General features: G+C 53.7%; 36 protein-coding genes. 34 read left to right on the top strand and 2 right to left on the bottom strand.

Annotated elements, in window-relative coordinates; all coding sequences use genetic code 11:
• The 29 genes from RIC05_RS20415 to RIC05_RS20275 all read left to right on the top strand — a co-directional run.
• Window positions 1–229, top strand: a 229-nt coding sequence (locus tag RIC05_RS20415; RefSeq protein ID WP_502989543.1) for an EF-Tu C-terminal domain-related protein, incomplete at its 5' end; no start/stop codon positions are given.
• A 119-nt stretch (window positions 230–348) separates the two neighbouring features.
• Window positions 349–657 (top strand): 30S ribosomal protein S10, encoded by a 309-nt coding sequence (rpsJ, locus tag RIC05_RS20410; protein WP_007091508.1) that lies wholly within the window; start codon window positions 349–351, stop codon window positions 655–657.
• 16 nt (window positions 658–673) lie between these two features.
• Window positions 674–1,390: a 50S ribosomal protein L3 gene (gene rplC, locus RIC05_RS20405; RefSeq protein WP_350047214.1), complete on the top strand. Its 717-nt coding sequence runs from the start codon at window positions 674–676 to the stop codon at window positions 1,388–1,390.
• A gap of 5 nt (window positions 1,391–1,395) precedes the next feature.
• Window positions 1,396–2,016: a 50S ribosomal protein L4 gene (rplD, locus tag RIC05_RS20400; protein ID WP_350047213.1), complete on the top strand. Its 621-nt coding sequence runs from the start codon at window positions 1,396–1,398 to the stop codon at window positions 2,014–2,016.
• Entirely contained in the window at window positions 2,013–2,315 is a 303-nt protein-coding gene (locus RIC05_RS20395) for a 50S ribosomal protein L23 (protein ID WP_008892176.1), read from the top strand. The genes rplD and RIC05_RS20395 overlap by 4 nt, the downstream gene beginning before the upstream one ends.
• A gap of 4 nt (window positions 2,316–2,319) precedes the next feature.
• Complete coding sequence (rplB, locus tag RIC05_RS20390; protein WP_350047212.1) at window positions 2,320–3,147, top strand: 50S ribosomal protein L2; 828 nt, start codon at window positions 2,320–2,322, stop codon at window positions 3,145–3,147.
• Between the two features lie 16 nt (window positions 3,148–3,163).
• A complete protein-coding gene (rpsS, locus tag RIC05_RS20385; protein WP_022734150.1) occupies window positions 3,164–3,442 on the top strand; it encodes a 30S ribosomal protein S19 in 279 nt (92 codons plus the stop codon).
• Between the two features lie 2 nt (window positions 3,443–3,444).
• A complete protein-coding gene (rplV, locus tag RIC05_RS20380; RefSeq protein WP_022734151.1) occupies window positions 3,445–3,825 on the top strand; it encodes a 50S ribosomal protein L22 in 381 nt (126 codons plus the stop codon).
• Window positions 3,825–4,511: a 30S ribosomal protein S3 gene (gene rpsC / locus RIC05_RS20375; protein ID WP_350047211.1), complete on the top strand. Its 687-nt coding sequence runs from the start codon at window positions 3,825–3,827 to the stop codon at window positions 4,509–4,511. The genes rplV and rpsC overlap by 1 nt, the downstream gene beginning before the upstream one ends.
• Window positions 4,512–4,523: 12 nt before the next feature.
• Window positions 4,524–4,943, top strand: coding sequence for a 50S ribosomal protein L16 (gene rplP / locus RIC05_RS20370; protein ID WP_022734153.1), 420 nt, complete (start codon window positions 4,524–4,526; stop codon window positions 4,941–4,943).
• Window positions 4,944–4,949: 6 nt separating this feature from the next.
• Window positions 4,950–5,150, top strand: coding sequence for a 50S ribosomal protein L29 (rpmC, locus tag RIC05_RS20365; RefSeq protein ID WP_350047210.1), 201 nt, complete (start codon window positions 4,950–4,952; stop codon window positions 5,148–5,150).
• A 26-nt stretch (window positions 5,151–5,176) separates the two neighbouring features.
• Entirely contained in the window at window positions 5,177–5,410 is a 234-nt protein-coding gene (gene rpsQ, locus RIC05_RS20360) for a 30S ribosomal protein S17 (protein WP_350047209.1), read from the top strand.
• A gap of 34 nt (window positions 5,411–5,444) precedes the next feature.
• The gene (gene rplN, locus RIC05_RS20355; RefSeq protein ID WP_350047208.1) at window positions 5,445–5,813 is read left to right on the top strand and encodes a 50S ribosomal protein L14; all 369 of its coding nucleotides are present in this window, start codon (window positions 5,445–5,447) and stop codon (window positions 5,811–5,813) included.
• Entirely contained in the window at window positions 5,813–6,130 is a 318-nt protein-coding gene (gene rplX, locus RIC05_RS20350; RefSeq protein WP_350047207.1) for a 50S ribosomal protein L24, read from the top strand. Before rplN ends, rplX begins: the two co-directional genes overlap by 1 nt.
• A gap of 11 nt (window positions 6,131–6,141) precedes the next feature.
• Entirely contained in the window at window positions 6,142–6,681 is a 540-nt protein-coding gene (rplE, locus tag RIC05_RS20345; protein ID WP_350041641.1) for a 50S ribosomal protein L5, read from the top strand.
• A gap of 14 nt (window positions 6,682–6,695) precedes the next feature.
• Window positions 6,696–7,001, top strand: coding sequence for a 30S ribosomal protein S14 (gene rpsN, locus RIC05_RS20340; protein WP_350041640.1), 306 nt, complete (start codon window positions 6,696–6,698; stop codon window positions 6,999–7,001).
• Between the two features lie 15 nt (window positions 7,002–7,016).
• Window positions 7,017–7,412 (top strand): 30S ribosomal protein S8, encoded by a 396-nt coding sequence (gene rpsH, locus RIC05_RS20335; protein WP_350041639.1) that lies wholly within the window; start codon window positions 7,017–7,019, stop codon window positions 7,410–7,412.
• Window positions 7,413–7,424: 12 nt separating this feature from the next.
• Window positions 7,425–7,958: a 50S ribosomal protein L6 gene (gene rplF, locus RIC05_RS20330; RefSeq protein ID WP_350041638.1), complete on the top strand. Its 534-nt coding sequence runs from the start codon at window positions 7,425–7,427 to the stop codon at window positions 7,956–7,958.
• 11 nt (window positions 7,959–7,969) lie between these two features.
• A complete protein-coding gene (gene rplR, locus RIC05_RS20325; protein WP_350041637.1) occupies window positions 7,970–8,323 on the top strand; it encodes a 50S ribosomal protein L18 in 354 nt (117 codons plus the stop codon).
• Window positions 8,324–8,334: 11 nt separating this feature from the next.
• Window positions 8,335–8,913: a 30S ribosomal protein S5 gene (gene rpsE / locus RIC05_RS20320; protein ID WP_350041636.1), complete on the top strand. Its 579-nt coding sequence runs from the start codon at window positions 8,335–8,337 to the stop codon at window positions 8,911–8,913.
• Window positions 8,914–8,919: 6 nt separating this feature from the next.
• A complete protein-coding gene (rpmD, locus tag RIC05_RS20315; protein WP_022734163.1) occupies window positions 8,920–9,114 on the top strand; it encodes a 50S ribosomal protein L30 in 195 nt (64 codons plus the stop codon).
• A 28-nt stretch (window positions 9,115–9,142) separates the two neighbouring features.
• Complete coding sequence (rplO, locus tag RIC05_RS20310; protein ID WP_350041635.1) at window positions 9,143–9,628, top strand: 50S ribosomal protein L15; 486 nt, start codon at window positions 9,143–9,145, stop codon at window positions 9,626–9,628.
• Between the two features lie 83 nt (window positions 9,629–9,711).
• A complete protein-coding gene (gene secY / locus RIC05_RS20305; protein WP_350047206.1) occupies window positions 9,712–11,058 on the top strand; it encodes a preprotein translocase subunit SecY in 1,347 nt (448 codons plus the stop codon).
• A 35-nt stretch (window positions 11,059–11,093) separates the two neighbouring features.
• On the top strand, window positions 11,094–11,738 hold the full coding sequence (locus RIC05_RS20300) for an adenylate kinase (protein WP_350047205.1): 645 nt from the start codon (window positions 11,094–11,096) through the stop codon (window positions 11,736–11,738).
• Between the two features lie 120 nt (window positions 11,739–11,858).
• Window positions 11,859–12,227: a 30S ribosomal protein S13 gene (gene rpsM, locus RIC05_RS20295; protein WP_350041632.1), complete on the top strand. Its 369-nt coding sequence runs from the start codon at window positions 11,859–11,861 to the stop codon at window positions 12,225–12,227.
• A gap of 15 nt (window positions 12,228–12,242) precedes the next feature.
• Window positions 12,243–12,635, top strand: coding sequence for a 30S ribosomal protein S11 (rpsK, locus tag RIC05_RS20290; protein ID WP_350041631.1), 393 nt, complete (start codon window positions 12,243–12,245; stop codon window positions 12,633–12,635).
• A 118-nt stretch (window positions 12,636–12,753) separates the two neighbouring features.
• Window positions 12,754–13,770 carry a DNA-directed RNA polymerase subunit alpha gene (locus RIC05_RS20285; RefSeq protein WP_350041630.1) on the top strand — a complete coding sequence of 339 codons (1,017 nt, stop codon included), beginning with the start codon at window positions 12,754–12,756 and terminating at the stop codon, window positions 13,768–13,770.
• 188 nt (window positions 13,771–13,958) lie between these two features.
• Window positions 13,959–14,390, top strand: coding sequence for a 50S ribosomal protein L17 (gene rplQ, locus RIC05_RS20280; protein WP_350041629.1), 432 nt, complete (start codon window positions 13,959–13,961; stop codon window positions 14,388–14,390).
• A 217-nt stretch (window positions 14,391–14,607) separates the two neighbouring features.
• Window positions 14,608–16,068 carry a DegQ family serine endoprotease gene (locus tag RIC05_RS20275; RefSeq protein WP_350047204.1) on the top strand — a complete coding sequence of 487 codons (1,461 nt, stop codon included), beginning with the start codon at window positions 14,608–14,610 and terminating at the stop codon, window positions 16,066–16,068.
• Between the two features lie 52 nt (window positions 16,069–16,120).
• Here RIC05_RS20275 and RIC05_RS20270 read toward each other — a convergent pair whose 3' ends face one another.
• Complete coding sequence (locus RIC05_RS20270; RefSeq protein ID WP_350047203.1) at window positions 16,121–17,350, bottom strand: MFS transporter; 1,230 nt, start codon at window positions 17,348–17,350, stop codon at window positions 16,121–16,123.
• Window positions 17,351–17,391: 41 nt separating this feature from the next.
• Complete coding sequence (locus tag RIC05_RS20265; RefSeq protein WP_350041626.1) at window positions 17,392–17,799, bottom strand: PadR family transcriptional regulator; 408 nt, start codon at window positions 17,797–17,799, stop codon at window positions 17,392–17,394.
• Between the two features lie 151 nt (window positions 17,800–17,950).
• Between RIC05_RS20265 and RIC05_RS20260 the strand changes: the two genes are divergently transcribed.
• The 5 genes from RIC05_RS20260 to RIC05_RS20240 all read left to right on the top strand — a co-directional run bounded on the left by RIC05_RS20260 (window position 17,951) and on the right by RIC05_RS20240 (window position 22,365).
• Complete coding sequence (locus RIC05_RS20260) at window positions 17,951–19,261, top strand: replication-associated recombination protein A (protein ID WP_350041624.1); 1,311 nt, start codon at window positions 17,951–17,953, stop codon at window positions 19,259–19,261.
• Window positions 19,262–19,379: 118 nt separating this feature from the next.
• Window positions 19,380–19,979, top strand: a complete 600-nt coding sequence (locus RIC05_RS20255; protein ID WP_350041623.1) for an FMN-dependent NADH-azoreductase — start codon at window positions 19,380–19,382, stop codon at window positions 19,977–19,979.
• 215 nt (window positions 19,980–20,194) lie between these two features.
• Entirely contained in the window at window positions 20,195–20,719 is a 525-nt protein-coding gene (locus tag RIC05_RS20250) for a DUF1499 domain-containing protein (RefSeq protein WP_350059770.1), read from the top strand.
• A 156-nt stretch (window positions 20,720–20,875) separates the two neighbouring features.
• Window positions 20,876–21,268, top strand: coding sequence for a fluoride efflux transporter CrcB (gene crcB / locus RIC05_RS20245; RefSeq protein WP_350047201.1), 393 nt, complete (start codon window positions 20,876–20,878; stop codon window positions 21,266–21,268).
• Window positions 21,265–22,365, top strand: coding sequence for an RluA family pseudouridine synthase (locus RIC05_RS20240; RefSeq protein WP_350047200.1), 1,101 nt, complete (start codon window positions 21,265–21,267; stop codon window positions 22,363–22,365). The genes crcB and RIC05_RS20240 overlap by 4 nt, the downstream gene beginning before the upstream one ends.
• Window positions 22,366–22,424: the final 59 nt, after the last annotated feature.

Here is a 22,424-nt window from a genome sequence, read left to right as displayed (position 1 = left end):
TCATACGCCGTTCTTCTCGAACTACCGTCCTCAGTTCTACTTCCGTACGACTGACGTCACCGGTTCGATCGAGCTGCCAGAAGGCACCGAAATGGTCATGCCGGGTGACAACGTTCAGATGACCGCAACCCTCATTGCACCGATCGCAATGGACGAAGGTCTGCGTTTCGCAATCCGTGAAGGCGGTCGTACCGTCGGCGCGGGCGTTGTTGCCAAGATCCTCGAGTAATTTTTCTCTTGATCTTTGTGGAGCGGGCGGCTATTTAAGCCGCCCGCAACACTTTTGCGGCAATCGTCAACTCCAGTTGAGGGGCCGGTGTCCTTTTGAGGGCTCCGGTACATAATTACATGGATAGTCAGAACATTCGCATTCGCCTTAAGGCGTTTGACCATCGCGTGCTGGATCAGTCCACACGTGAGATCGTCAATACGGCGAAGCGCACTGGCGCAGAGGTCCGCGGCCCGATTCCGCTGCCGACCCGCATTGAAAAGTATACTGTTCTGCGGTCTCCGCACATCGATAAGAAATCGCGTGAACAGTTCGAAATCCGTACGCACAAGCGTCTTCTCGACATTGTCGACCCGACCCCGCAGACCGTCGATGCTCTTATGAAGCTCGATCTGGCTGCCGGCGTCGACGTCGAGATCAAGCTTTAATCGGGAGTAAGCCGCAATGCGTAGTGGACTTATTACCCAGAAGGTCGGCATGACCCGCGTCTTTAAAGACGATGGTTCCCACCTTCCTGTAACCGTTCTGAAGGTCGAGAATCTTCAGGTTGTCGCCAACCGTACCAACGACACCGACGGCTACGTCGCTGTTCAGCTTGGTTACGGCAAAGCGAAAGTGAAAAACGTATCGAAGCCGATGCGCGGTCACTTCGCCAAAGCCAAGGTTGAGCCGAAAGCCAAACTTGCTGAATTCCGCGTTAGCGAAGATGGCCTGATCGAAGTTGGTGCAGAACTTTCTGCCGCTCACTTCGTTGAAGGTCAGTACGTTGACGTAATCGGCACCTCCATCGGTAAAGGTTTTGCCGGTGCGATGAAGCGTCATAACTTCGGTGGTCTTCGTGCGTCGCACGGTGTGTCTGTATCGCACCGTTCGCATGGTTCCACTGGTCAGTGTCAGGATCCGGGCCGCGTCTTCAAAGGTAAGAAGATGGCAGGTCACATGGGTGCTGCACGTGTAACGGTTCAGTCTCTTAAGGTGGTCGTTTCTGACGAAGCCAAAGGCCTGATCCTGATTCATGGTGCAATCCCAGGTCACAAGGGCGCATATGTCCTTGTTAAGGATTCTGTTAAACGTGCTGCACCGGAAGGTCTTCCGTTCCCAGCCGCGCTTAAGGGTGCTGCCCCGGCTGCTGAAGAAGCTGTCGCCGAGGATAAGGAATAAGCATCATGAAGCTCGACATTCTTAAACTTGACGCTTCCAAGGCAGGTAACATCGATCTCCCAGAAGAGATCTTTGGTCTGGAAGTACGTCGTGACATTCTTCACCGTATGGTTAACTGGCAGCTCGCGAAGCGTCGTGCCGGCACCCATAAAGTGAAAGAAAAGTCAGAAATTTCTGCTACCACGAAAAAATTCGTGCGTCAGAAGGGTAGTGGCGGTGCTCGTCACGGTTCCCGAAAGGCTGCACAGTTCCGTGGTGGTGGTGTTGTGCATGGTCCACGTGTTCGTGACCACGCACATGATCTGACCAAGAAATTCCGTAAGCTCGCGCTTAAAACCGCTCTGTCGGCTAAAGCAAAGGACGGTAAACTTATCGTTCTTGATAATGCGGAATTCTCGGATGCCAAAACCAAGAGTCTGGTCGCAGTTTTCAATAAACTCGGCTGGAAATCTGCACTGATCATCGACGGTACGCAGGTCAACGAGGGCTTTGCACGCGCAGCGCGCAATATCCCGCAAATTGATGTGTTGCCTGAGATCGGTGCTAACGTCTATGACATCCTTCGCCGTGACACCTTGGTGCTCACCAAGGGGGCGGTCGAAGCGTTGGAGGCACGTCTCAAATGACGATCATCAGCAAAGAGCGGATGTACGAAGTCATCCGCGCCCCGCATATTACTGAAAAGTCGACGCTGATTTCTGAGCACAACGCAGTTGCGTTCAAAGTTGCGATCGACGCCACCAAGCCGGAGATTAAGGCTGCTGTGGAAGGTCTGTTCGGGGTGAAGGTCAAGGCGGTCAATACCTCTGTGGTAAAAGGAAAGACCAAGCGTTTTCGCGGGATTTCCGGTCGTCGGAGTGATTTCAAGAAAGCGATGGTTACCCTCGAAGAGGGTCAGTCCATCGACGTGACTACGGGAATCTAAGACAATGGCTTTGAAGAAGTTTAAACCAACCTCTCCAGGTCGCCGTCAGCTGGTTCTTGTTGATCGCTCCGATCTCCACAAGGGCAAGCCGATTAAAGCGTTGACCGAAGGTCTTCGCAAAAAAGGTGGCCGTAACAACACTGGTCGTATCACCGCCCGCCGTATTGGTGGTGGTCACAAACGTCGTTACCGTATGATCGACTTCAAACGTACCAAGTTTGATGTTGTCGGTACCGTCGAGCGTTTGGAATATGATCCGAACCGCACCGCGTTTATCGCGTTGGTTCGTTATTCTGACGACGAATTGGCCTACATCCTCGCACCACAGCGTCTTGCAGTTGGCGACAACATTGTTGCTTCCGACCGCGTAGATATTAAGCCGGGTAACGCCGCACCGCTGAAGAATATTCCGGTCGGTACCATCGTCCATAACGTCGAACTGAAAGCCGGTAAAGGTGGTCAGGTCGCACGTTCAGCAGGTGCATACGTGCAGCTCGTTGGTAAGGACCAAGGTTACGCCCAGCTTAAGCTGTCCTCCGGTGAAGTACGTTTGGTTCGTGGTGAATGCATGGCTACCATTGGTGCCGTGTCCAACCAGGACCATCAGAATATCAACCTTGGTAAAGCCGGCCGTAATCGCTGGCTTGGCAAACGTCCTTCGGTTCGTGGTGTAGCCATGAACCCGATCGATCACCCGCATGGTGGTGGTGAAGGTCGTACATCGGGTGGTCGTCATCCGGTTACGCCGTGGGGTAAGCCTACCAAGGGCAAACGTACCCGCTCGAACAAAAAGACCGACGCGCTTATCATGCGCCGTCGTCACAAGAGCTAACGGAGGAGGCTAGACTATGGCGCGTTCCGTTTGGAAGGGTCCGTTTGTTGACGGATACCTTCTTAAGAAAGCCGATACTGTCCGTGCCTCAGGCCGGAATGAGGTAATTAAGACCTGGTCGCGGCGATCGACGATATTGCCGCAATTCGTAGGCCTCACCTTTGGGGTTTACAATGGCCAGAAGTTTCTGCCGGTACTCGTGAACGAAGATATGATCGGTCACAAGTTCGGTGAATTCTCGCCGACCCGTACCTATTATGGTCACGCGGCCGACAAAAAGGCGAAGAGGAAGTAACGATGGGTAAGAAAGCTGACATCCGTCGGCTGGCGGATAACGAGGCAGCTGCTTCGCTCCGGGCTTTGCGCATATCCCCGCGTAAGCTCAACCTCGTCGCCGAGTCGATCCGTGGAATGAAGGCAGAAGCTGCTTTGGCAGAACTGACCTTCTCCAATAAACGTATTTCGCAGGACGTCAAAAAGCTGCTGGAATCGGCAATTGCTAATGCCGAGAACAACCACCAGCTTGATGTCGATCGTCTCTTTATCAAAGAGGCGTCTGTTGGAAAGGCCTTCGTGATGAAACGTTGGCGCGCCCGTGCACGCGGTCGTGTCGGCAAGATCATTAAGCCGTTCTCCAACATCCGCATCGTCGTTTGCGAACGTGAGGAGACCGAGTAATGGGTCAAAAAGTAAATCCAATCGGTCTTCGCGTTGGGATTAACCGTACCTGGGATTCCCGCTGGTACGCCAACAAAGCCGATTTCGCAGGTCTTCTTCATGAAGACATTGCGATCCGTAAATTCATCTTCGACCGGCTTAAGCAGGCCGGTGTTGCGAAGGTGATCATCGAACGTCCGGCGAAAAAAGCCCGTATTTCTGTTCACACCGCCCGTCCGGGTGTTGTGATCGGCAAGAAAGGCCAGGACATCGAGAAGCTCAAGAATGATCTGCAGAAACTGACCAAGTCAGAAGTGCAGGTTAACATCATCGAAATCCGTAAACCGGAAATCGATGCCAAGCTGGTCGCTGACAACATCGCCCAGCAGCTTGAGCGCCGCGTTTCGTTCCGTCGCGCTATGAAGCGCTCGGTTCAGAATGCAATGCGTCTCGGTGCTGGCGGCATTCGTATTAATGCTGCTGGTCGTCTTGGTGGCGCTGAAATCGCTCGTACCGAATGGTATCGTGAAGGTCGCGTTCCGCTGCACACGCTGCGTGCGGACGTTGATTATGGCACTTCAGAAGCACACACCACCTATGGTGTTTGCGGTCTGAAGGTCTGGATCTTCAAAGGCGAAATCATGGCACACGATCCGTTGGCTTCTGAGCGTAAAGCTCTCGAGTCGGCTGGTTCCGGTCGTAAGTAAGGAGATCCCGATATGCTTTCTCCGAAACGTACAAAGTTCCGTAAAGCCTTCAAAGGCCGCCTGAAAGGGCAAGCCAAAGGTGGTACCGAACTTAATTTCGGCGCTTATGGCTTGAAAGCCTTGGAGCCGGAGCGTATAACGGCGCGTCAGATCGAAGCGGCTCGCCGCGCGATCACCCGCCACATGCGCCGTCAAGGCCGTGTGTGGATTCGCGTTTTCCCGGATCTACCGGTTTCGCAGAAGCCTGCCGAAGTCCGTCAGGGTAAAGGTAAAGGCTCGATCGAGTATTGGTCGGCACGCGTTAAACCGGGTCGGATTATGTTTGAACTCGACGGTGTTCCGTTGGATCTTGCACGCCGAGCTTTCGAGCTGGCAGCGGCAAAATTGCCGATCAAGACCAAGTTTGTCACACGTCTTGGTGAAGGGGAGTAATTAGTGATGAAAGTTGCTGATCTCCGCGCTAAAAGCGCTGACGAACTGAAACAGATGCTGCTGGACCTGCGTAAGGAGTCGTTCAATATGCGATTCCAGCAGGCCTCCGGTCAGTTTGAGAACACTGCGCGGGTCCGACAGGTCCGTCGTGATATCGCCCGCATCAAAACCCTTCTCGGAAACGAGAAGGGTGCGAACGCGGCCTAACTGGACACGCATAGGAGTAAACACACATGCCGAGGCGTGTATTGCAGGGGACAGTCGTTTCGACGAAAAACGACAAGACCGTGGTGGTCCGTGTGGAACGCCAGGTCATGCACCCGCTGTATAAAAAGTACGTGCGCAAGTCGAAGAAATTCCACGCGCACGATGAAGAGAACCGCTTCAAGACGGGTGACGTTATTCGTATTCGCGAATGCAAACCGATCTCGAAATTGAAGTCTTGGGAAGTCGTGGTCGAGGAGTGATTCCTCAGCCCAATCATAGTCAAGGGGTAAACCCATGATCCAGATGCAGTCCAATCTGGACGTTGCCGACAACAGCGGCGCTCGCCGCGTCCAGTGCATCAAGGTGCTGGGCGGCTCGAAGCGCAAAACCGCACATGTTGGTGATGTTATCGTGGTTTCCGTTAAGGAAGCCATCCCGCGCGGTCGCGTAAAGAAGGGTGCAGTTCACAAAGCTGTCATCGTTCGCACCGCAAAGGAAATTCGTCGGTCCGATGGATCGGCGATTCGCTTCGACCGTAACGCTGCCGTTCTCATTAATGCGAACGGCGAGCCGATCGGCACGCGTATTTTCGGCCCGGTAACTCGTGAACTTCGTTCGCGTGGTTACATGAAGATCATTTCGCTCGCTCCGGAGGTGCTGTAATGGCTGCCAAAATTAAAAAGGGCGACCGCGTCATTGTTCTGACGGGTAAAGACAAAGGGAAGACGGGCGAAGTTCTCGCCTCATTCCCGACCGAGAACAAGGTTCTGGTTTCGGGCATCAATCTGGTGAAACGTCACCAGCGCCCGTCCGGTGCTGATGCCGGTGGCATTGTCGAGAAGGAAGCAAAAATTGCTGTTTCCAATCTCGCGATTGCTGACCCGAAAGAAAACAAGCCGACCCGCGTCGGTTTCAAGACCCTTGATGATGGTCGCAAGGTTCGCTTCGCGAAGCTTAGCGGCGAAGTCATCGACAAGTGAGGGACGGAAAAATGACGCGCCTGCGCGAACATTATAAAGAAGTGGTGCGTGACGCACTCCTGAAGGAGTTCTCCTACGAGAACACGATGGAGATTCCGCGCCTCGAAAAGATCGTGATCAATATGGGTGTCGGCGACGCCACCCAGGATCGCAAAAAGCTGGACGGTGCTGTTGCGGATCTCGCGGCCATCACCGGTCAGCGTCCTATCTTCACCAAAGCGAAAAAGTCCGTGGCGGCTTTCAAGCTTCGTGAAGGCATGAACATTGGTTGTAAAGTGACCTTGCGTCGCGACCGTATGTTTGAGTTTCTGGACCGTCTGGTCACTGTCGCGCTTCCGCGCGTTCGTGACTTCCGCGGCCTGAACAAGAAATCCTTTGATGGTCGTGGCAACTTTGCCATGGGCTTGAAGGAACAGTTTGTCTTTCCTGAAGTCGAGTACGACAAAGTCGACTCGGTCCGCGGGATGGACATTATCATTTGCACCACGGCAAAGTCCGACGACGAAGCTCTCGCCCTGCTTAAGGGCTTTGATCTTCCGTTCGGAAACTAACTGGAGGTTGGCCCATGGCCAAGAAGAGCTCAGTAGAGCGTGAAATTAAACGTGAACGCTTGGCAAAAAAGTTTTCTGCCAAGCGTGCCGCCCTTAAAGCGGTCATCGCGGATCGCGAGACATCCCCTGAGGATCGTATCGTGGCTGTGATCAAACTCGCCCAGCTGCCGCGTAATTCGGCCCCTATCCGTCAGCGTATTCGCTGCCTGGTGTCCGGTCGTCCGCGCGGTGTCTATCGCAAATTCCGCCTGTCCCGTATCGCACTTCGTGAACTTGCTTCACGCGGTCAGATCCCGGGCATGGTGAAATCCAGCTGGTAAGGGAGCACCCATCACATGATGACTGATCCAGTAGGCGATATGCTCACGCGTATCCGCAACGGACAGCGCGTTGGTAAATCCACCGTCGCTTCGCCGGCTTCGAAACTGCGTACCGGTGTGTTGGATGTACTCCAGCGCGAAGGTTATATTCGTGGTTACAATGTTAGTGAAATTCGCAAGGGCATCAGCGAAATCACCATCGAACTCAAATATTTTGAGGGTGATGGCGTGATTAAGCAGATCGACCGCGTTTCGACCCCGGGTCGTCGTGTATATTCGAAGATCAAAGATCTTCCGAAGGTATATAACGGCCTCGGCATCGCAGTCCTGTCCACTCCGCGAGGAGTTCTTTCGGATCAGGAGGCTCGCGAACAGAATGTCGGCGGCGAAATCCTCTGCAAGGTATTCTAAGGAGGGCCATCGATGTCGCGAGTAGGAAAAAATCCGGTGGAAGTGCCTAGCGGCGTGACCATCACCTTGACCGAAGAGCAGATCAGTGCAAAAGGCAAGCTCGGTGAGCTTAACCTGTCTCTGACCTCGGACGTAATCGTTACCCAGGAAGATAACCAGATCTGGGTGAAACCGAACAACGATAGCAAGCGCGCTCGTGCCCTTTGGGGTACCACCCGTGCGAACATCGCGAACCTCGTTTCCGGGGTTTCGGAAGGTTTTACCAAGAAATTGGAAATCACCGGTGTTGGTTACCGTGCGCAGGTTCAGGGTGCTAAACTTGTTCTGCAGCTTGGCTTCTCACATGACGTAGAAATGGAGATCCCTACGGGTCTTAACGTCGTGGCAGAAAAGCCGACCCTTATCGCCATTTCTGGCGCAGATAAACAGCTCGTTGGTCAGTTCGCTGCAAATGCACGCGGCTGGCGCGGTCCGGAGCCTTACAAAGGCAAGGGTGTCCGTTACGAAGGCGAGTATATCTTGCGCAAAGAAGGCAAGAAGAAGTAAGGACTGGCACGATGAAAAACGCGAGAAACCTCTTCGAACGCCGCAAGCGTCGCGTTCGTTTTGCGATCCGCCAAAAAGCGGCCGGTCGCCCGCGCCTCAGCGTACACCGTTCGAACGCACACATTTATGCTCAGATCATCGACGATGTCGCTGGCACCACCCTGGTGGCTGCTTCGACCGCGGAGAAAGACCTGAAAGCGAAAGGCAGCAATGCCGACGCAGCTGCGCTGGTTGGCAAAGCCATTGCCGAACGCGCAGTAAAAGCTGGTGTGAAAACGGTCGTATTCGATCGTGGCGGGTATCTGTTCCATGGCCGAGTGAAAGCTCTGGCCGATGCCGCCCGTGAGGGCGGTCTGGACTTCTAAGGAGCACGACCATGGCACGTAACCAGAATCAACAGCAGCAGCAGGCACCGAAAGCCCGTGAAGAAAACGAACTCGTCGACAAATTGGTTGGAATCAACCGTGTCGCCAAGGTCGTCAAGGGTGGCCGTCGCTTTGCTTTCTCCGCAATGGTAGTTGTCGGTGACCAACGCGGTCGCGTCGGGTACGGCACGGGTAAAGCCCGTGAAGTTCCAGAAGCGATTCGTAAGGCTACCGAAGCTGCTAAACGCAACATGATCCGCGTTCCGCTTCGTGAAGGGCGTACCCTTCACCATGATACCAAAGGCCATTTCGGTGCAGGTAGGGTTGTCCTTCGCTCTGCCCCGGCTGGTACCGGTATCATTGCAGGCGGTGCGATGCGTGCGGTGTTTGAAACCATGGGCGTTCAGGACGTTGTGTCCAAATGTACCGGTTCGAACAATCCGCACAACGTGATCCGCGCAACCCTTGACGCTCTGGTCAACGGTGCGTCCCCGCGTCAGGTCGCTGCAAAGCGCGGCCTGAAAGTCGGTGACGTCGTTGCCCGTCGCGATAGCGGTTCGGCTGCGGCCGCCGTTCTCGAAAAGGAGTAATTCGATATGGCTGCTAAGAAAAAAGCGACTGTACGCGTTACCCAGACGGGTTCGCCGATCGGACGTCCGGCTGATCAGCGCCAGACCCTTGTTGGTCTTGGCCTGAACAAAATGCACCGGACTCGTGAGCTGGAAGATACCCCAGCTGTTCGCGGTATGATCGCAAAGGTCAAACACCTCGTCCGTGTGGACGAGGCTTGATTGACCCCAGATCGAAAAGGGTTGAACGATGAAACTCAACGAACTTGCCGATAACCCGGGTGCGCGTAAAGCGCGTACCCGCGTCGGTCGCGGTATTGGTTCGGGCAAAGGCAAAACTTCTGGCGCAGGTCAGAAGGGTCAGAAGTCCCGTTCCGGTGTAGCGATCAATGGTTTCGAAGGCGGGCAGATGCCTATCTATCGCCGTCTTCCGAAACGCGGCTTTAAAAACCTGTTCAAGAAACAGTTTGGTGTCGTGAATCTTGGTACCCTTCAGACCGCCGTTGATAACGGTGTTCTTGAAGAAGGTGCAAATGTCACCATCGCTATTCTTGAAGAAAATGGCCTTGCCCGTCCGCAGAAAGACGGTCTGCGCCTTCTCGCTAAAGGCGAGCTGAAAGCAAAATTGAACATCGAAATCACCGGTGCTTCCAAGTCGGCTATCGAAGCCGTCGAGAAAGTTGGTGGTTCGGTTAAAGTTCTTGCTCCGGCTGCTGAAGCAGAAAAAGCAGAATAAGCCTAGAATGACTTCGTGAGGGTCCGGTTCCAGTAATTTGCGGGACCGGACCCTCCAGTTTATGTGTATTGGGAGATGAGTGCATGGCATCGGCCGCCGAGCAGCTTGCCGCGAACCTGAATTGGTCAGCTTTTTCTAAGTCGACTGAGCTTAAAAACCGTATCTGGTTCACTTTGGGCGCGCTTATTGTTTACCGTCTGGGAACGTATATTCCTGTTCCTGGTGTTGACCCGTCCATTCTTGCTGACATTTTCCAGCAGAATGCAGGCGGCGTTTTGGGCATGTTTGACATGTTCGCCGGTGGTGCGCTGGGTCGTATGACGATCTTTGCGCTGAATATCATGCCGTATATCTCGGCCTCGATTATCATCCAGTTGATGACAACCGTTTCGCCTACGCTTGAGCAACTCAAGAAAGAAGGCGAGCAGGGCCGCAAAAAAATTAATCAATATACCCGCTATCTGACGGTGCTGATTGCAACCGTTCAGGCATGGGGCATTGCTGTTGGTCTTGAAAGCATGACCGGTTCTACCGGTGCTGCTGTTGTTGATCCTGGCATGTTCTTCCGTCTGACCGCTGTTATTACGCTTGTCGGTGGCACCATGTTCCTGATGTGGCTTGGTGAACAGATCACCCAGCGTGGCATCGGTAACGGCATTTCGCTGATCATCTTTGCCGGTATTGTTGCCGGTCTGCCCAGCGCGATTGCCGGTACTCTGGAACTTGGCCGTACCGGTGCAATTTCTGCACTGGTCATTGTCGCGATCCTCGTTCTTGCGGTTGCCGTCATTGCCTTCATCGTCTTTGTTGAACGTGCACAGCGCCGTGTTCTGATCCAGTACCCGAAACGCCAGGTTGGCATGAAGGTTATGGAAGGTCAGAGTTCGCACCTGCCGCTCAAGATCAACACTGCCGGTGTTATTCCGCCGATCTTTGCAAGCTCGCTTCTGCTGATGCCGCTGTCGGTTGCCCAGTTCACCGCTGGTGGGGATAGTGCTGACTGGCTGACGACTGCGACCGCATTGCTTGGCCGTGGCCAGCCGCTGTATATCGCGCTTTATATCGGCCTGATCGTCTTCTTTGCCTTCTTCTACACCGCGGTTGTTTTCAACCCGGAAGATACGGCAGACAACCTGAAGAAACACGGTGGCTTTATTCCGGGCATTCGTCCGGGTAAAAATACTGCGAATCATCTGGATTTCATTCTGACCCGTTTGACGGTGGTCGGCGCAGCTTATCTCGCATTTGTCTGTATCCTGCCGGAACTGTTGATCGCTGAATGGTCCGTGCCCTTCTACTTTGGTGGGACTAGCTTGCTGATCGTTGTCACGGTTACGATGGATACCGTTGCACAGATTCAGTCCCATATGCTGGCTCATCAGTATGAAGGCCTGATCAAGAAATCCAAACTACGTGGTCGCCGCCGTTAACTGAGCGACCACGGATATCAGGGGGACGGACGAACATGAATATTATCCTTCTAGGCCCTCCCGGCGCGGGAAAGGGTACTCAGGCAAAGCGTCTTGAAACAGGACGCGGCATGGTTCAGCTCTCAACGGGCGACATGCTTCGTGCAGCGGTAGCAGCCGGCACGGAACTGGGACAGAAGGCAAAGGAAGTCATGGATGCGGGGAAACTCGTTTCTGACGATCTTATGATCGGTCTGATTTCCGAACGACTTGACCAGGATGATACCAAGAACGGTTTCATCCTGGACGGGTTCCCACGCACGACGGCCCAGGCAGAAGCCTTGGACGACATGCTGGAAACCAAAGGTCTGGCACTTGATTATGTGATTGAACTGCGTGTGGATGATGCAGCGTTGGTTGCCCGTGTTGTCGGGCGCTATACCTGTGCTAAATGCGGGCAGGGATATCACGACGAGTTCCAGAAACCCGCCGAAGACGGTGTCTGTGACGTATGTTCAGGCACTGAATTCAAACGCCGTGCGGATGACAACGCCGAGACGGTCACATCGCGACTGACTGCTTATCACAAGCAGACTGCACCGATCATTCCTTACTATGAAAAGGTCGGTAAGCTGAAAACAGTTGACGGGATGGCTGAAATAGACGAAGTTACGCGCGAAATTGAAGCCATCCTGGGGTAATTTCCCGGGCAGGGCGTTTTTTTGCTGGCGGGTTAGCAGTGATGCTGGCCCGTTTTTGCCGCGCCCCGCTCTACCGGATCTGCCGCAGGGTTTGTTAACAGGAAACAGGAGTCTCACACAGTGGCTCGTATTGCTGGCGTAAATATCCCGACTGCTAAACGCGTCGTGATTGCGCTTACCTACATCACCGGCATTGGCCCGGCGAAAGCTAAAGAAATTTGCGCTAAGGTCGGAATCGAATCCGTAACCCGCGTTCATCAGCTCTCTGATGACCAGGTTCTCAAGGTTCGTGAAGTCATCGACGCTGATTACACCGTTGAAGGCGACCTTCGTCGTGAAACCGCAATGAACATTAAACGTCTGATGGATTTGGGCTGCTATCGCGGTCTGCGTCATCGTCGCGGTCTCCCGGTACGCGGTCAGCGTACCCACACCAACGCTCGCACCCGTAAGGGCCCGGCTAAGCCGATTGCTGGCAAGAAGAAGTAAGGTAGGGGACAGACAATGGCGAAAGCTCCTCAGACTCGCGTACGTCGCCGCGAGCGGAAGAACATTACGAATGGTATCGCGCACGTAAATGCGACCTTCAACAACACCATGATTACCATCACTGACGTTCAGGGAAATACCATTTCCTGGTCGACCGCTGGTGGTATGGGTTTCCGCGGTTCGCGTAAATCAACTCCGTATGCTGCACAGATGGCCGGTGAAGACGCAGGTAAAAAAGCTGCTGAACACGGCATGAAAACTCTTGAAGTGCAGGTTAAAGGCCCGGGTTCGGGACGTGAATCTGCACTGCGTGCGCTTCAGGCTGTTGGTTTCACGATTACGTCGATCAAAGACGTAACGCCGATTCCACACAATGGTTGCCGTCCGCGTAAACGTCGTCGCGTCTAATCGCGTCGATCTGCGGACGATCCCGCGTTTAGGCCCGGTGCACCCGGGCCTCTTCGCGTTTCTCATGAGGGCAAAACTTGCTCTCCTTATATAGGCTCCAGTTGCGAAGGTGGGTCTCGTGATTCAAAAGAACTGGCAGGAACTGATTAAGCCGACCAAGCTTGATGTTACTCCGGGTACTGATGCCAGCCGCGTTGGTACGATCGTGGCGGAACCGCTGGAGCGCGGTTTTGGTCAGACTCTGGGTAACGCGCTGCGTCGCATTCTGCTGTCGTCGCTCCAGGGCTCGGCGGTTACCGCGATCCAGATCGACGGTGTATTGCACGAATTTTCGTCGATTCCGGGTGTACGTGAAGATGTCACCGACATCATCCTGAACATCAAGACCATGGGCGTGCGTATGCATGCTGAAGGTCCTAAGAAAATGGTTCTGAAAGCGACCGGCCCTGGTGCCGTTACCGCTGGTCAGATCGAAACTGGTGCGGATATCGAAATCCTTAACCCGGATCTCGAGATTTGCCATCTTGATGATGGTGCATCGCTGAACATCGAATTTACCGTTGATAACGGTAAAGGCTATGTCGCAGCTAGCTCGCACAGCTCTTCGGATGCACCGATCGGTCTTATCCCGATTGATGCGATCTTCAGCCCGATCCGTAAAGTGGCCTACAAGGTGGAAAACACCCGTGTTGGTCAGGATACCGATTTTGACAAGCTGTCATTGACCGTTGAAACCAACGGCGCATTGACCCCGGAAGATTCAGTAGCACTTGCTGCTCGTATCCTTCAGGACCAGCTGTCGTTGTTCGTCAACTTTGATGAGCCGGAAGCGGTTGTCGAAGAGAAAAAAGAAGACGAACTTCCGTTCAACCGTAACCTTCTTCGTAAGGTTGACGAGCTTGAACTGTCGGTACGTTCGGCAAATTGCCTGAAGAACGACAATATCATCTATATCGGTGATCTTGTTCAGAAGACCGAAGCAGAAATGCTTCGTACGCCGAACTTCGGTCGTAAGTCGCTGAACGAAATCAAAGATGTTCTTGCTCAGATGGGCTTGCATCTCGGTATGGAAGTCGGCGGTTGGCCGCCGGAAAACATCGAAGAACTTGCTCGCAAGTTCGAAGATCCGTTCTAAGAACGGGTCTTCGGCCTTCGGGCTGTTATCGGAGCATTCTTGCTCCAAACCGGAAAGATCGAATTGTTTGGCATTTCCGGCGGGCTAGTTGCCCACACCGCACGTGCATGACCTGACTTTGTTCAGGGTGGCGGCGCGGTTTTACAATCGGTTTCGTGAGCGAAGCCAGGTTATTAAGGAGAGTTACCATGCGTCACGGTATGCACGGCCGTAAGCTTAATCGTACGTCGTCCCATCGTAAGGCGATGTTTGCCAACATGGCAGTTTCGCTGCTCACCCACGAGCAGATCAAAACGACTCTTCCGAAGGCCAAAGATCTTCGCCCGTATGTCGAAAAACTGATTACGCTGGGCAAGCGGGGCGACCTGCATGCACGCCGTCAGGCTATTTCGATCCTGCGTGATGACAAAATCGTAGCCAAGCTGTTCGGCGAAATTGCCGAGCGTTATAAAGAGCGTTCGGGTGGTTACACCCGTGTTCTTAAAGCCGGCTTCCGCTATGGCGATGCAGCACCTGTTGCTGTTATCGAACTTGTTGAGCGTAATGCAGATGCAAAGGGTGCAGAAGACCGCGCCCGTGTTGAAGCAGAGGGCGAAGGCGAAGAAGCAGCTGCTGAATAAGCAACGCTTCGGCCTTTAAGAAACAAAAACGGGCGACGCCAAATGGTGTCGCCCGTTTTCTTTTGACCATTGGTCTTTGAATTTTTGGTCAATTTGTCCATATTTCCGACACGGTTACGCGGCAGTTCTAGTTTTCCTAATGCAATAATTCTGGCCGGGCGTATCCAACACGCCCAATGTTAGATTAAACAAACCGACCAAACACAGATTGACAGAAATGAGAGAGAGCGACGTGCAGCTAAGATGGACCCCGACCATTTTGACAATTGCGCTGATCACGATGATGGCAGTTGTTGGCGTAAATCATACAGCCCATGCCCAAAGTGATGACCGGCGCTTGCCGACCAGTCAGACCGAAATCAAGATGTCGTTTTCACCGCTGGTCAAACAAACCGCACCGGCTGTGGTCAACATCTATACCAAAAAGGTGGTCAGTGAACGTCAGCGCACGCCGTTCTTTAACGACCCGTTTTTCAAACAGTTCTTTGGTGATCGCTTTGGCGGCGCAGTCGGTGCACCGCGCCAGCGTGTTGAACGTTCGCTGGGCTCCGGGGTGATTGTTTCGGGCGACGGCACAATCGTTACCAATCATCACGTGATCAACGGTGCCAGCGAAATTCGCGTGGTCCTGCATGATAACCGCGAATTTGATGCCGATCTGGTAGGCTCGGATGAACGTACCGATCTTGCCGTTTTGAAACTGCGCGATGTCGAAAATGAACTTCCGGCCGTTACCTTTGGCGATTCGGATGCTGTTGATGTCGGGGACCTGGTCTTGGCCATCGGTAACCCGTTCGGGGTCGGCCAAACGGTAACCAGCGGTATTGTTTCGGCCCTTGCGCGTGCCGGTGTCACCGGACAGGATTACCAGTCTTTCATTCAGACCGATGCGGCGATTAATCCGGGGAATTCTGGCGGGGCATTGATCGATATTGACGGGAAACTGATTGGCGTAAACTCGGCGATCTTTACAAAGTCAGGTGGATCAAACGGTATTGGCTTTGCCGTGCCGGTCAATATGGTCAAAGTCGTCATGCGCGGCCTGATCAGTGGTGATTTGCGCCGTCCATGGCTGGGGGCAGCTGGGCAGGCGGTAACAGCCGATCTTGCATCATCGCTTGAACTTGATCGCCCGCACGGGGTTTTGATCAGTGATGTGCGCGAAGGCAGCCCGGCCGCGCGGGGTGGTCTGCGCGCCGGGGATGTTGTGATCGCGGTCAACGGGTTGGCAGTTGATAACCCCAACGAGCTGAAATTCCGCATCGCGACGCTGGAACTTGATAAAGGGGCCGAACTTTCTGTCCTGCGTCAGGGTAAGGAGGTCGTGCTTCCGATGCCGCTTGAAGTCGCCCCGGAATTGCCCGCACGTGACGAAAGCGTGATTGATGGTGCCAATCCTTTCAGCGGTTCCAAGATTGCCAATATGAACCCGGCACTGGCCGATGAACTTGGCATTGATACGCTGAGCCAAGGGGTGGTTGTTCTTGCCGTCGCACGTGACAGCCTTGCCCGACGTACCCGTCTTCAGGCCGGTGACTATATTGTCGAAATCAACGGGCAGAAGATTGATACGGTGGCACGGCTTAAAGAAGTGATCCGTGCAGGCGAACGCAGCCGCGACTGGAAAATTGCGGTCAAACGCGATGGCAAAGTTCTGACCGGCGAGTTTACGCTGTAATCAGGTTCCGTCATTCATCTGCACACCAAACCCCAAAGGCGCGATCCGACTATCACACGGGTCGCGCCTTTTTTGTGTCTGTATGACGCAGCATAAACAATGCGCCACAGGTCAATATCCCCAGAAGGATGGTCAGGATAATGGCGTATTGTCCATAATCATCAATCAGCACGCCAAACAGAAACGGTGCAGCGGCCTGCGCAAAGCGCGACGGGGCCATGACATATCCTTGCCGTGCACCGTAACCAACCGGGCCAAAGATCACTAAGGGTAATGTGCCCTTGGCAATGGTCAGAATACCGTTGCCAACCCCGTGCAGGCTGGTGAACAGCATCCCGACCGGACCACCAAACACCAAAAGCAACACGGCCCCAATCGGGTGCGTGATTGCGGCCAGCCGTGATGAAATCAACGGATGCATTTTCTTTAGGAAACCAAATTCCAGAAGGCGGCCTGCAACCTGTGCCGGACCGACAAGCGATGCGGCAATCAGCGCATCTGTTGTATCCATTCCCGATAATTGCAGCAATCTGGGCAAATGGGTCGCCATGGCGGTTGCGGTAAACCAGCTTGCAGCAAAGACAATGGCAAGCAACACCATCTGAAGATTAAAAATGTCCTTGCGCGCGAGCTTGACCGGGACAGGCGAGTTCGTTCCTAAGGGCTTATCATCGCTGCTTTCTATCCCATCATCTGACGGCGTGTGTTTGGCGCGCGGGATCAAAAGCAGGTTTAAGGGCAATCCAAGAACGATATGCATGGCAGCCCAGAAATAGCATGCCGTGCGCCAGCCAAATTCAACTTCAAGTCCGGCGGTAATCGGCCAGCAGATCGTACTGGCAAAACCGGCAATCAGGGTGATCCCGGTAATGGGCCCACGCGCATCATGGCCAAAAATCCAGCTAAGCGTGGCAAAGGCAGATTCATAAAGCCCCATCGACATGCCAACCCCGATCACGCACCATGCAATGCACATCATGGTCAGGCTGTCCGACATTCCCAAAAGTGCTAATCCGGCCGCAAAAATCACACTGGAAACCGCAAGAACCGTACGCCCGCCAAATTGATCAATGCGCGCCCCCGCAGATGGCCCAAACAAGGCGGCAACGACAAGGGCGAGTGAAAAGGCCCCGAATGCCCAGCCGGGCGGGATGCCCAATTCATTGGCCATCGGTTCGGCAAGGATGGCGGGCAGATAAAGCGTGGTGCCAAACGCCAATGTCTGACCCGTGCCAAGCCCAATCACGATGGGCAATTTGGCCGGTGCATTCACTGCTGTCATCTTACACCGTAATCATGATGGTATAGGGCGCTGACAAAGGGTTATTCACAGCAGGTGCCTCCGTCCAAGCTTGGGGATTGAAAACCCGGTTCGGTCGCCATATCGCGGCTGGCGACAATATGCTGGGTGACTTCCATCCATGCCTCGGTCGCGATCAAAAAGGCATCGCGGCCTTTGTCGGTCAGGGCATAGACTTTGCGTTTTCGGCCCTGAACGGTTTCAGGCCGGGATGTGAGATAACCGCCCGCTTCGAATTCATTAAGCACCGGATAGACTGTGCCTTCGGATGGGGAACAACAGCCATTTGTGGTTTTTTCAACCGCTTGCACGACCTCGTAGCCATGCATCGGCTTTCGGTGCAGAACGCACAGCACGAAAAACTTCGACAGGGACATCTTGATCGTTCCCTGCCAATAGGCCCGGTTGGTGTAATCAACATTAGGTGTCATGACGGTTGGCTTTCGAACTGCAGATGCCGCTGAACGCTATGCCTCGACCATCGAGGTGTCAATCGACAATGTTTCGTCTGTCATCCGTCTTGGCGGCATGGTAGTTTTCGCAAAAGTCACCCGTTTCCAATCAGCATAGTAATGATTTTGCATGGTTTCCCTGTTTGAAAGTCAGGTAACGCGCCCGTTGGCCGACAGACTACGTCCGGCAAAGCTTGACGAAGTGGTCGGGCAGGGACATTTGTTTGGCGAAGACGGCCCGATCACGCGCATGATCAAGACCAGTCGGGTGCCTTCTGTTGTGTTGTGGGGCCCGCCGGGCTGTGGCAAGACCACATTGGCACGCCTGATGGCCGATGTTGCCGATATGGCGTTTGAGCCGTTATCGGCGATCTTTTCCGGGGTGGCCGATCTTCGCAAGGTGTTTGAACGTGCGCGTGGGCGTCGGTCCACCGGCGGGGCGACATTGCTGTTTATCGATGAAATCCATCGTTTCAACAAAGCCCAGCAAGACAGTTTCCTGCCCTATGTCGAAGACGGCACCATTACCCTGATCGGGGCAACAACCGAAAATCCGTCGTTCGAACTTAATGCCGCGTTGTTATCGCGCTGTCAGGTGCTTGTGCTGAAGCGTCTTGACGATCAGGGGCTTGAAGAACTTCTGGTGCGTGCAGAAAAGGAAATGGGGTTTGATCTTCCGGTCACCCCCGAAGCCCGCGAAACCCTGTGTGCGATGGCCGATGGTGACGGACGCTATTTGCTGAATCTGGCGGAAGAATTGTTTTCCATGCCGCCAAGTGATGATGGCCCGCTTGGCGTTGCCGAACTTGCCCGCACTGTGCAAAAGCGAATGCCGATCTATGACAAGGGCGATGACAGCCATTACAATCTGATCAGTGCGCTGCATAAATCCATTCGCGGATCTGACCCGGATGCCGCACTTTACTGGTTTAACCGGATGTTGGCCGGGGGCGAAGACCCGAAATTTCTTGCCCGGCGTCTCACCCGAATGGCGGTCGAAGATATCGGTTTGGCCGATCCGCAAGCCCAACAGTTTTGCATCAGTGCGTGGGAATCTTATGAGCGGCTTGGCAGCCCCGAAGGCGAGTTGGCCTTGGCACAGGCGGTGATTTACCTTGCCCTTGCGCCGAAATCGAATGCCGGCTATTCGGCCTATAAAAAGTCCCTGAAAATTGCACGGGAAACCGGATCTCTTACGCCACCGGCCCATATTCTTAATGCGCCAACCAAACTGATGAAAGATATCGGGTATGGCAATGGGTATGCCTATGACCATGATCAGGAAGACGGTTTTTCCGGGCAGAACTATTTCCCCGAAGGCATGCGCCGGCAAAATTTCTATGAGCCGGTTGAACGTGGGTTTGAACGCGATCTTAAAAAGCGGGTCGAATATTTCGATAAGCTGCGTCAGGAACGTCAGAAGAAACGCGGTGATGAATAGCTGACTATTGGTTAGTTGTTATTTTGGAAACAATCTGGTGAAGACTCTTGGGATAAACACCAAACAGAAGACAGGTTAGGTTCAGGTCAACAAATTAACACCGATCTGGAGACCCCAAATGACCAATATTCTGCACGTGAATGCATCTGTGAATGGTGAGAATTCCAACTCCCGCCAGGTCGCGTCCAAACTGATCAACCGTATTGTTTCCGCAAACAGCTCTGCCAATGTTGTCGAGCGCGATACCAACGCGCTTACCGCCCTGACGGGCGAAGTTGTTGGCGCATTCTACACGCCGGAAGAAAACCGCACTGACGCCCAGAAAGAAGTCATTGCTGTTTCCGACAAAATGGTTGCCGAACTTCAAGCTGCTGACGTCGTTGTCATTGGTGCGCCAATGTATAACTTCAGCGTTCCTTCGACACTTAAAGCATGGGTCGATCTGATTGCCCGCGTTGGTGTGACTTTCCAGTACACCGAAAATGGCCCGGTTGGCCTGTTGACCGGCAAGAAAGCCTATGTCGTTGTTGCGACGGGTGGCGTTCCGGTTAACAGCCCGGCTGACTTCGCATCGCCATATCTGAAACAGGTTCTTGGTTTCGTTGGCATTTCCGACATTGAAATCATCGATGCATCCGGTTTCGCGGTAAATGCCGAAGAAGCCATGGCACGTGCGATCTCGAATGTCGAAGCCGTTGCCCTTCCGTCTGTTGCCTAAGATCAGGCCAAGTTTACCAAACGTAATGCGAACCCGGTAATCAACGAGCTTCCCCTTCCCCCCGTATCGTTGGGTGCCGGATTTAGCATAAAAAGAATGCCCGACTGTTTCCTCAGTCGGGCATTTTGATTCCAGTGAAATCCGTACTATTGTGATGTCCTATCGGCGTTCGGTGGTTTTGACCAAGAAGCGTTTTGAACAGGTGGGTGGTGCAATTGAAACGGTTTGCGATGGTTGCTATTTGGGGACTTCTCGTGCTGGCCGGGCTCTTTGTGGTCGTGCGCTTTTCCGGCCTGATTGATCATATGCTGCCTGCAGGTGATCCACCCAATTACACATTTGATCCGGGGGCTGATATACCCCAAAGCAATAACTTCTTTATCGCATGCCCGGATCGGTTGGCCCCCAAGACGGACCGGAAAATGCAAAGTCCGGTCTTTGATGCGGCTGCCTCGACCTTGGCGGATCTTTTGATTGAAACCGCACCGGCGCACGGCATGACCTTGATGCGCGGTGCAAATGGCGCAAAGCCGGGAAAACTGTATTTTCTGGCACGCAGCCCTGTTTTTCATTTTCCCGACTGGGTTGAAGTCGAACTCATTTTACCAGAAACCGGCAATGAAGTGACCTTCTGCATGTTTGCCCAATCGGTGTATGGCAGTGAGGACCTTGGCCAAAATGAAAAGCGTACACGTGCGTGGATTGCTGATGTAACGGTCAGAATGGGGCAGGCGGGCTAGATCAAACTTAGGCAATTGAAAATACGTGTATATTGCGGTCTGATAGCAGATCGAATTCACGATCAGGCTTTGGTTGAATTAAGGCCCTGTTATTGCCTTGGCCCTATACCGTTTTCACACGTGACTTTTGATCCTTGAAAGAATAGGTTCCGCGCCATGCAATTTTCACCGTTGTTAATCGCTTCCATTGCCTTGGGCGGCGCCATTGGTGCGGTCGCACGTCACAGTGTGTCTGTTATGATGGGCTCTATGCTCGGCAGTGGATTTCCCTGGGGAACCTTGACGGTCAATATCGTCGGTTCGTTCCTGATGGGGGTGTTGATCGAAGTCTCGGCCTTTAAGCTTTCGATGGGGCCTGAGATGCGCGCACTCCTTGTGACCGGTTTTCTTGGGGCGTTTACAACTTTTTCGACTTTCTCGCTGGATGTAGCGACCCTATATGAACGGGGCAATATGGGCGCAGCCGCCCTTTATGTGATTGTTTCCGTCGTGGTTGGTATTTCGGCATTGTTTGGCGCAATCGCGCTGGTAAGGGGTATTCTGCAATGAGTGGTGTCACTCTGCGCAAGGTCAAGGCTGACGAAGCTGATATTCGGCTTGATCGTTGGTTTAAGCGCAACTGTCCTGAATTTACCTTCGGGCAGGTTCAAAAGTTCCTGCGCGGCGGTCAGATCCGTGTCGATGGCAAACGTGCCAAGGCCAACCAGCGTGTTGAACCGGGACAGGAAATTCGTGTCCCGCCGGTTCCTGTCATGTCGGGTGGCGGGGAAGAACCATGGTCAAAAGACGGGTCTTACGATCCGTCCGAAGTCCAGCAGCGCAAACATGCCGGTCCGGCAAAGTCCGATGCCAGCGAAGCAGAACTTCAGGCCTTGCGCGATTCTGTCCTTTTCTATGACGAAGTTGTCATGGCGATCAATAAACCTGCGGGCTTGGCCGTGCAGGGCGGGACCAACACATCCTTGCATATTGATGGGATGCTTGATGCGCTGAAACTTGATAGCAAGGAACGTCCTAAGCTTGTTCACCGTCTGGATAAAGACACCAGTGGTGTCTTGCTTTTGGCCCGTTCGTCATCCGCAGCCAATGCGCTGACCAAGGCGTTTAAAGACAAATCAACCCGCAAACTTTATTGGGCCATCGTCACCGGTGCGCCGGTTGACCGCGAAGGCCTGATTGATGCGCCATTGGCAAAACTGTCTGGCAAAGGCGGGGAGAAAATGGTCATCGATGAAAAGCAGGGTAAATCAGCCCAGACCGTTTACCGCCAATTGCACCGTGCAGGGCGTCGGGCGGCTTGGTTGGCATTGTCACCATTGACCGGCCGTACCCATCAGCTGCGCGTTCACTGCGAAGCCATGGAATGTCCGATCTTGGGCGATGGTAAATATGGTGGGCCAAAGGCCTTTGTTGATGGCATGTCCAATCAGATGCATCTGCATGCGCGCGCGATTGATTTCCCGCATCCGGTCACCGGACATCGTGTGGTGATCGAAGCACCGGTGCCTGCGCATTTTGCCGAAAGCCTCAAGGCGCTTAACTTTGATCCGAAAACGCCGACCAAATTCCTGACCCCGGAAATTCACCGGGAAAAGGAAGAAAAGCCGAAACCAAAGGCAAAACCGTCGCGTCTGCGCAAAAGATGACGCCGATCTGATTATGGCCTAAAACCGCGAAAAGCCGACGCAGTGCGTCGGCTTTTTCG

Source organism: Thalassospira sp., from assembly GCF_040218635.1.
Taxonomy (GTDB): domain Bacteria; phylum Pseudomonadota; class Alphaproteobacteria; order Rhodospirillales; family Thalassospiraceae; genus Thalassospira.
The sequence above is the reverse complement of the archived record's forward strand: the minus strand, read 5'-3'. Positions and strand labels throughout refer to the sequence as shown.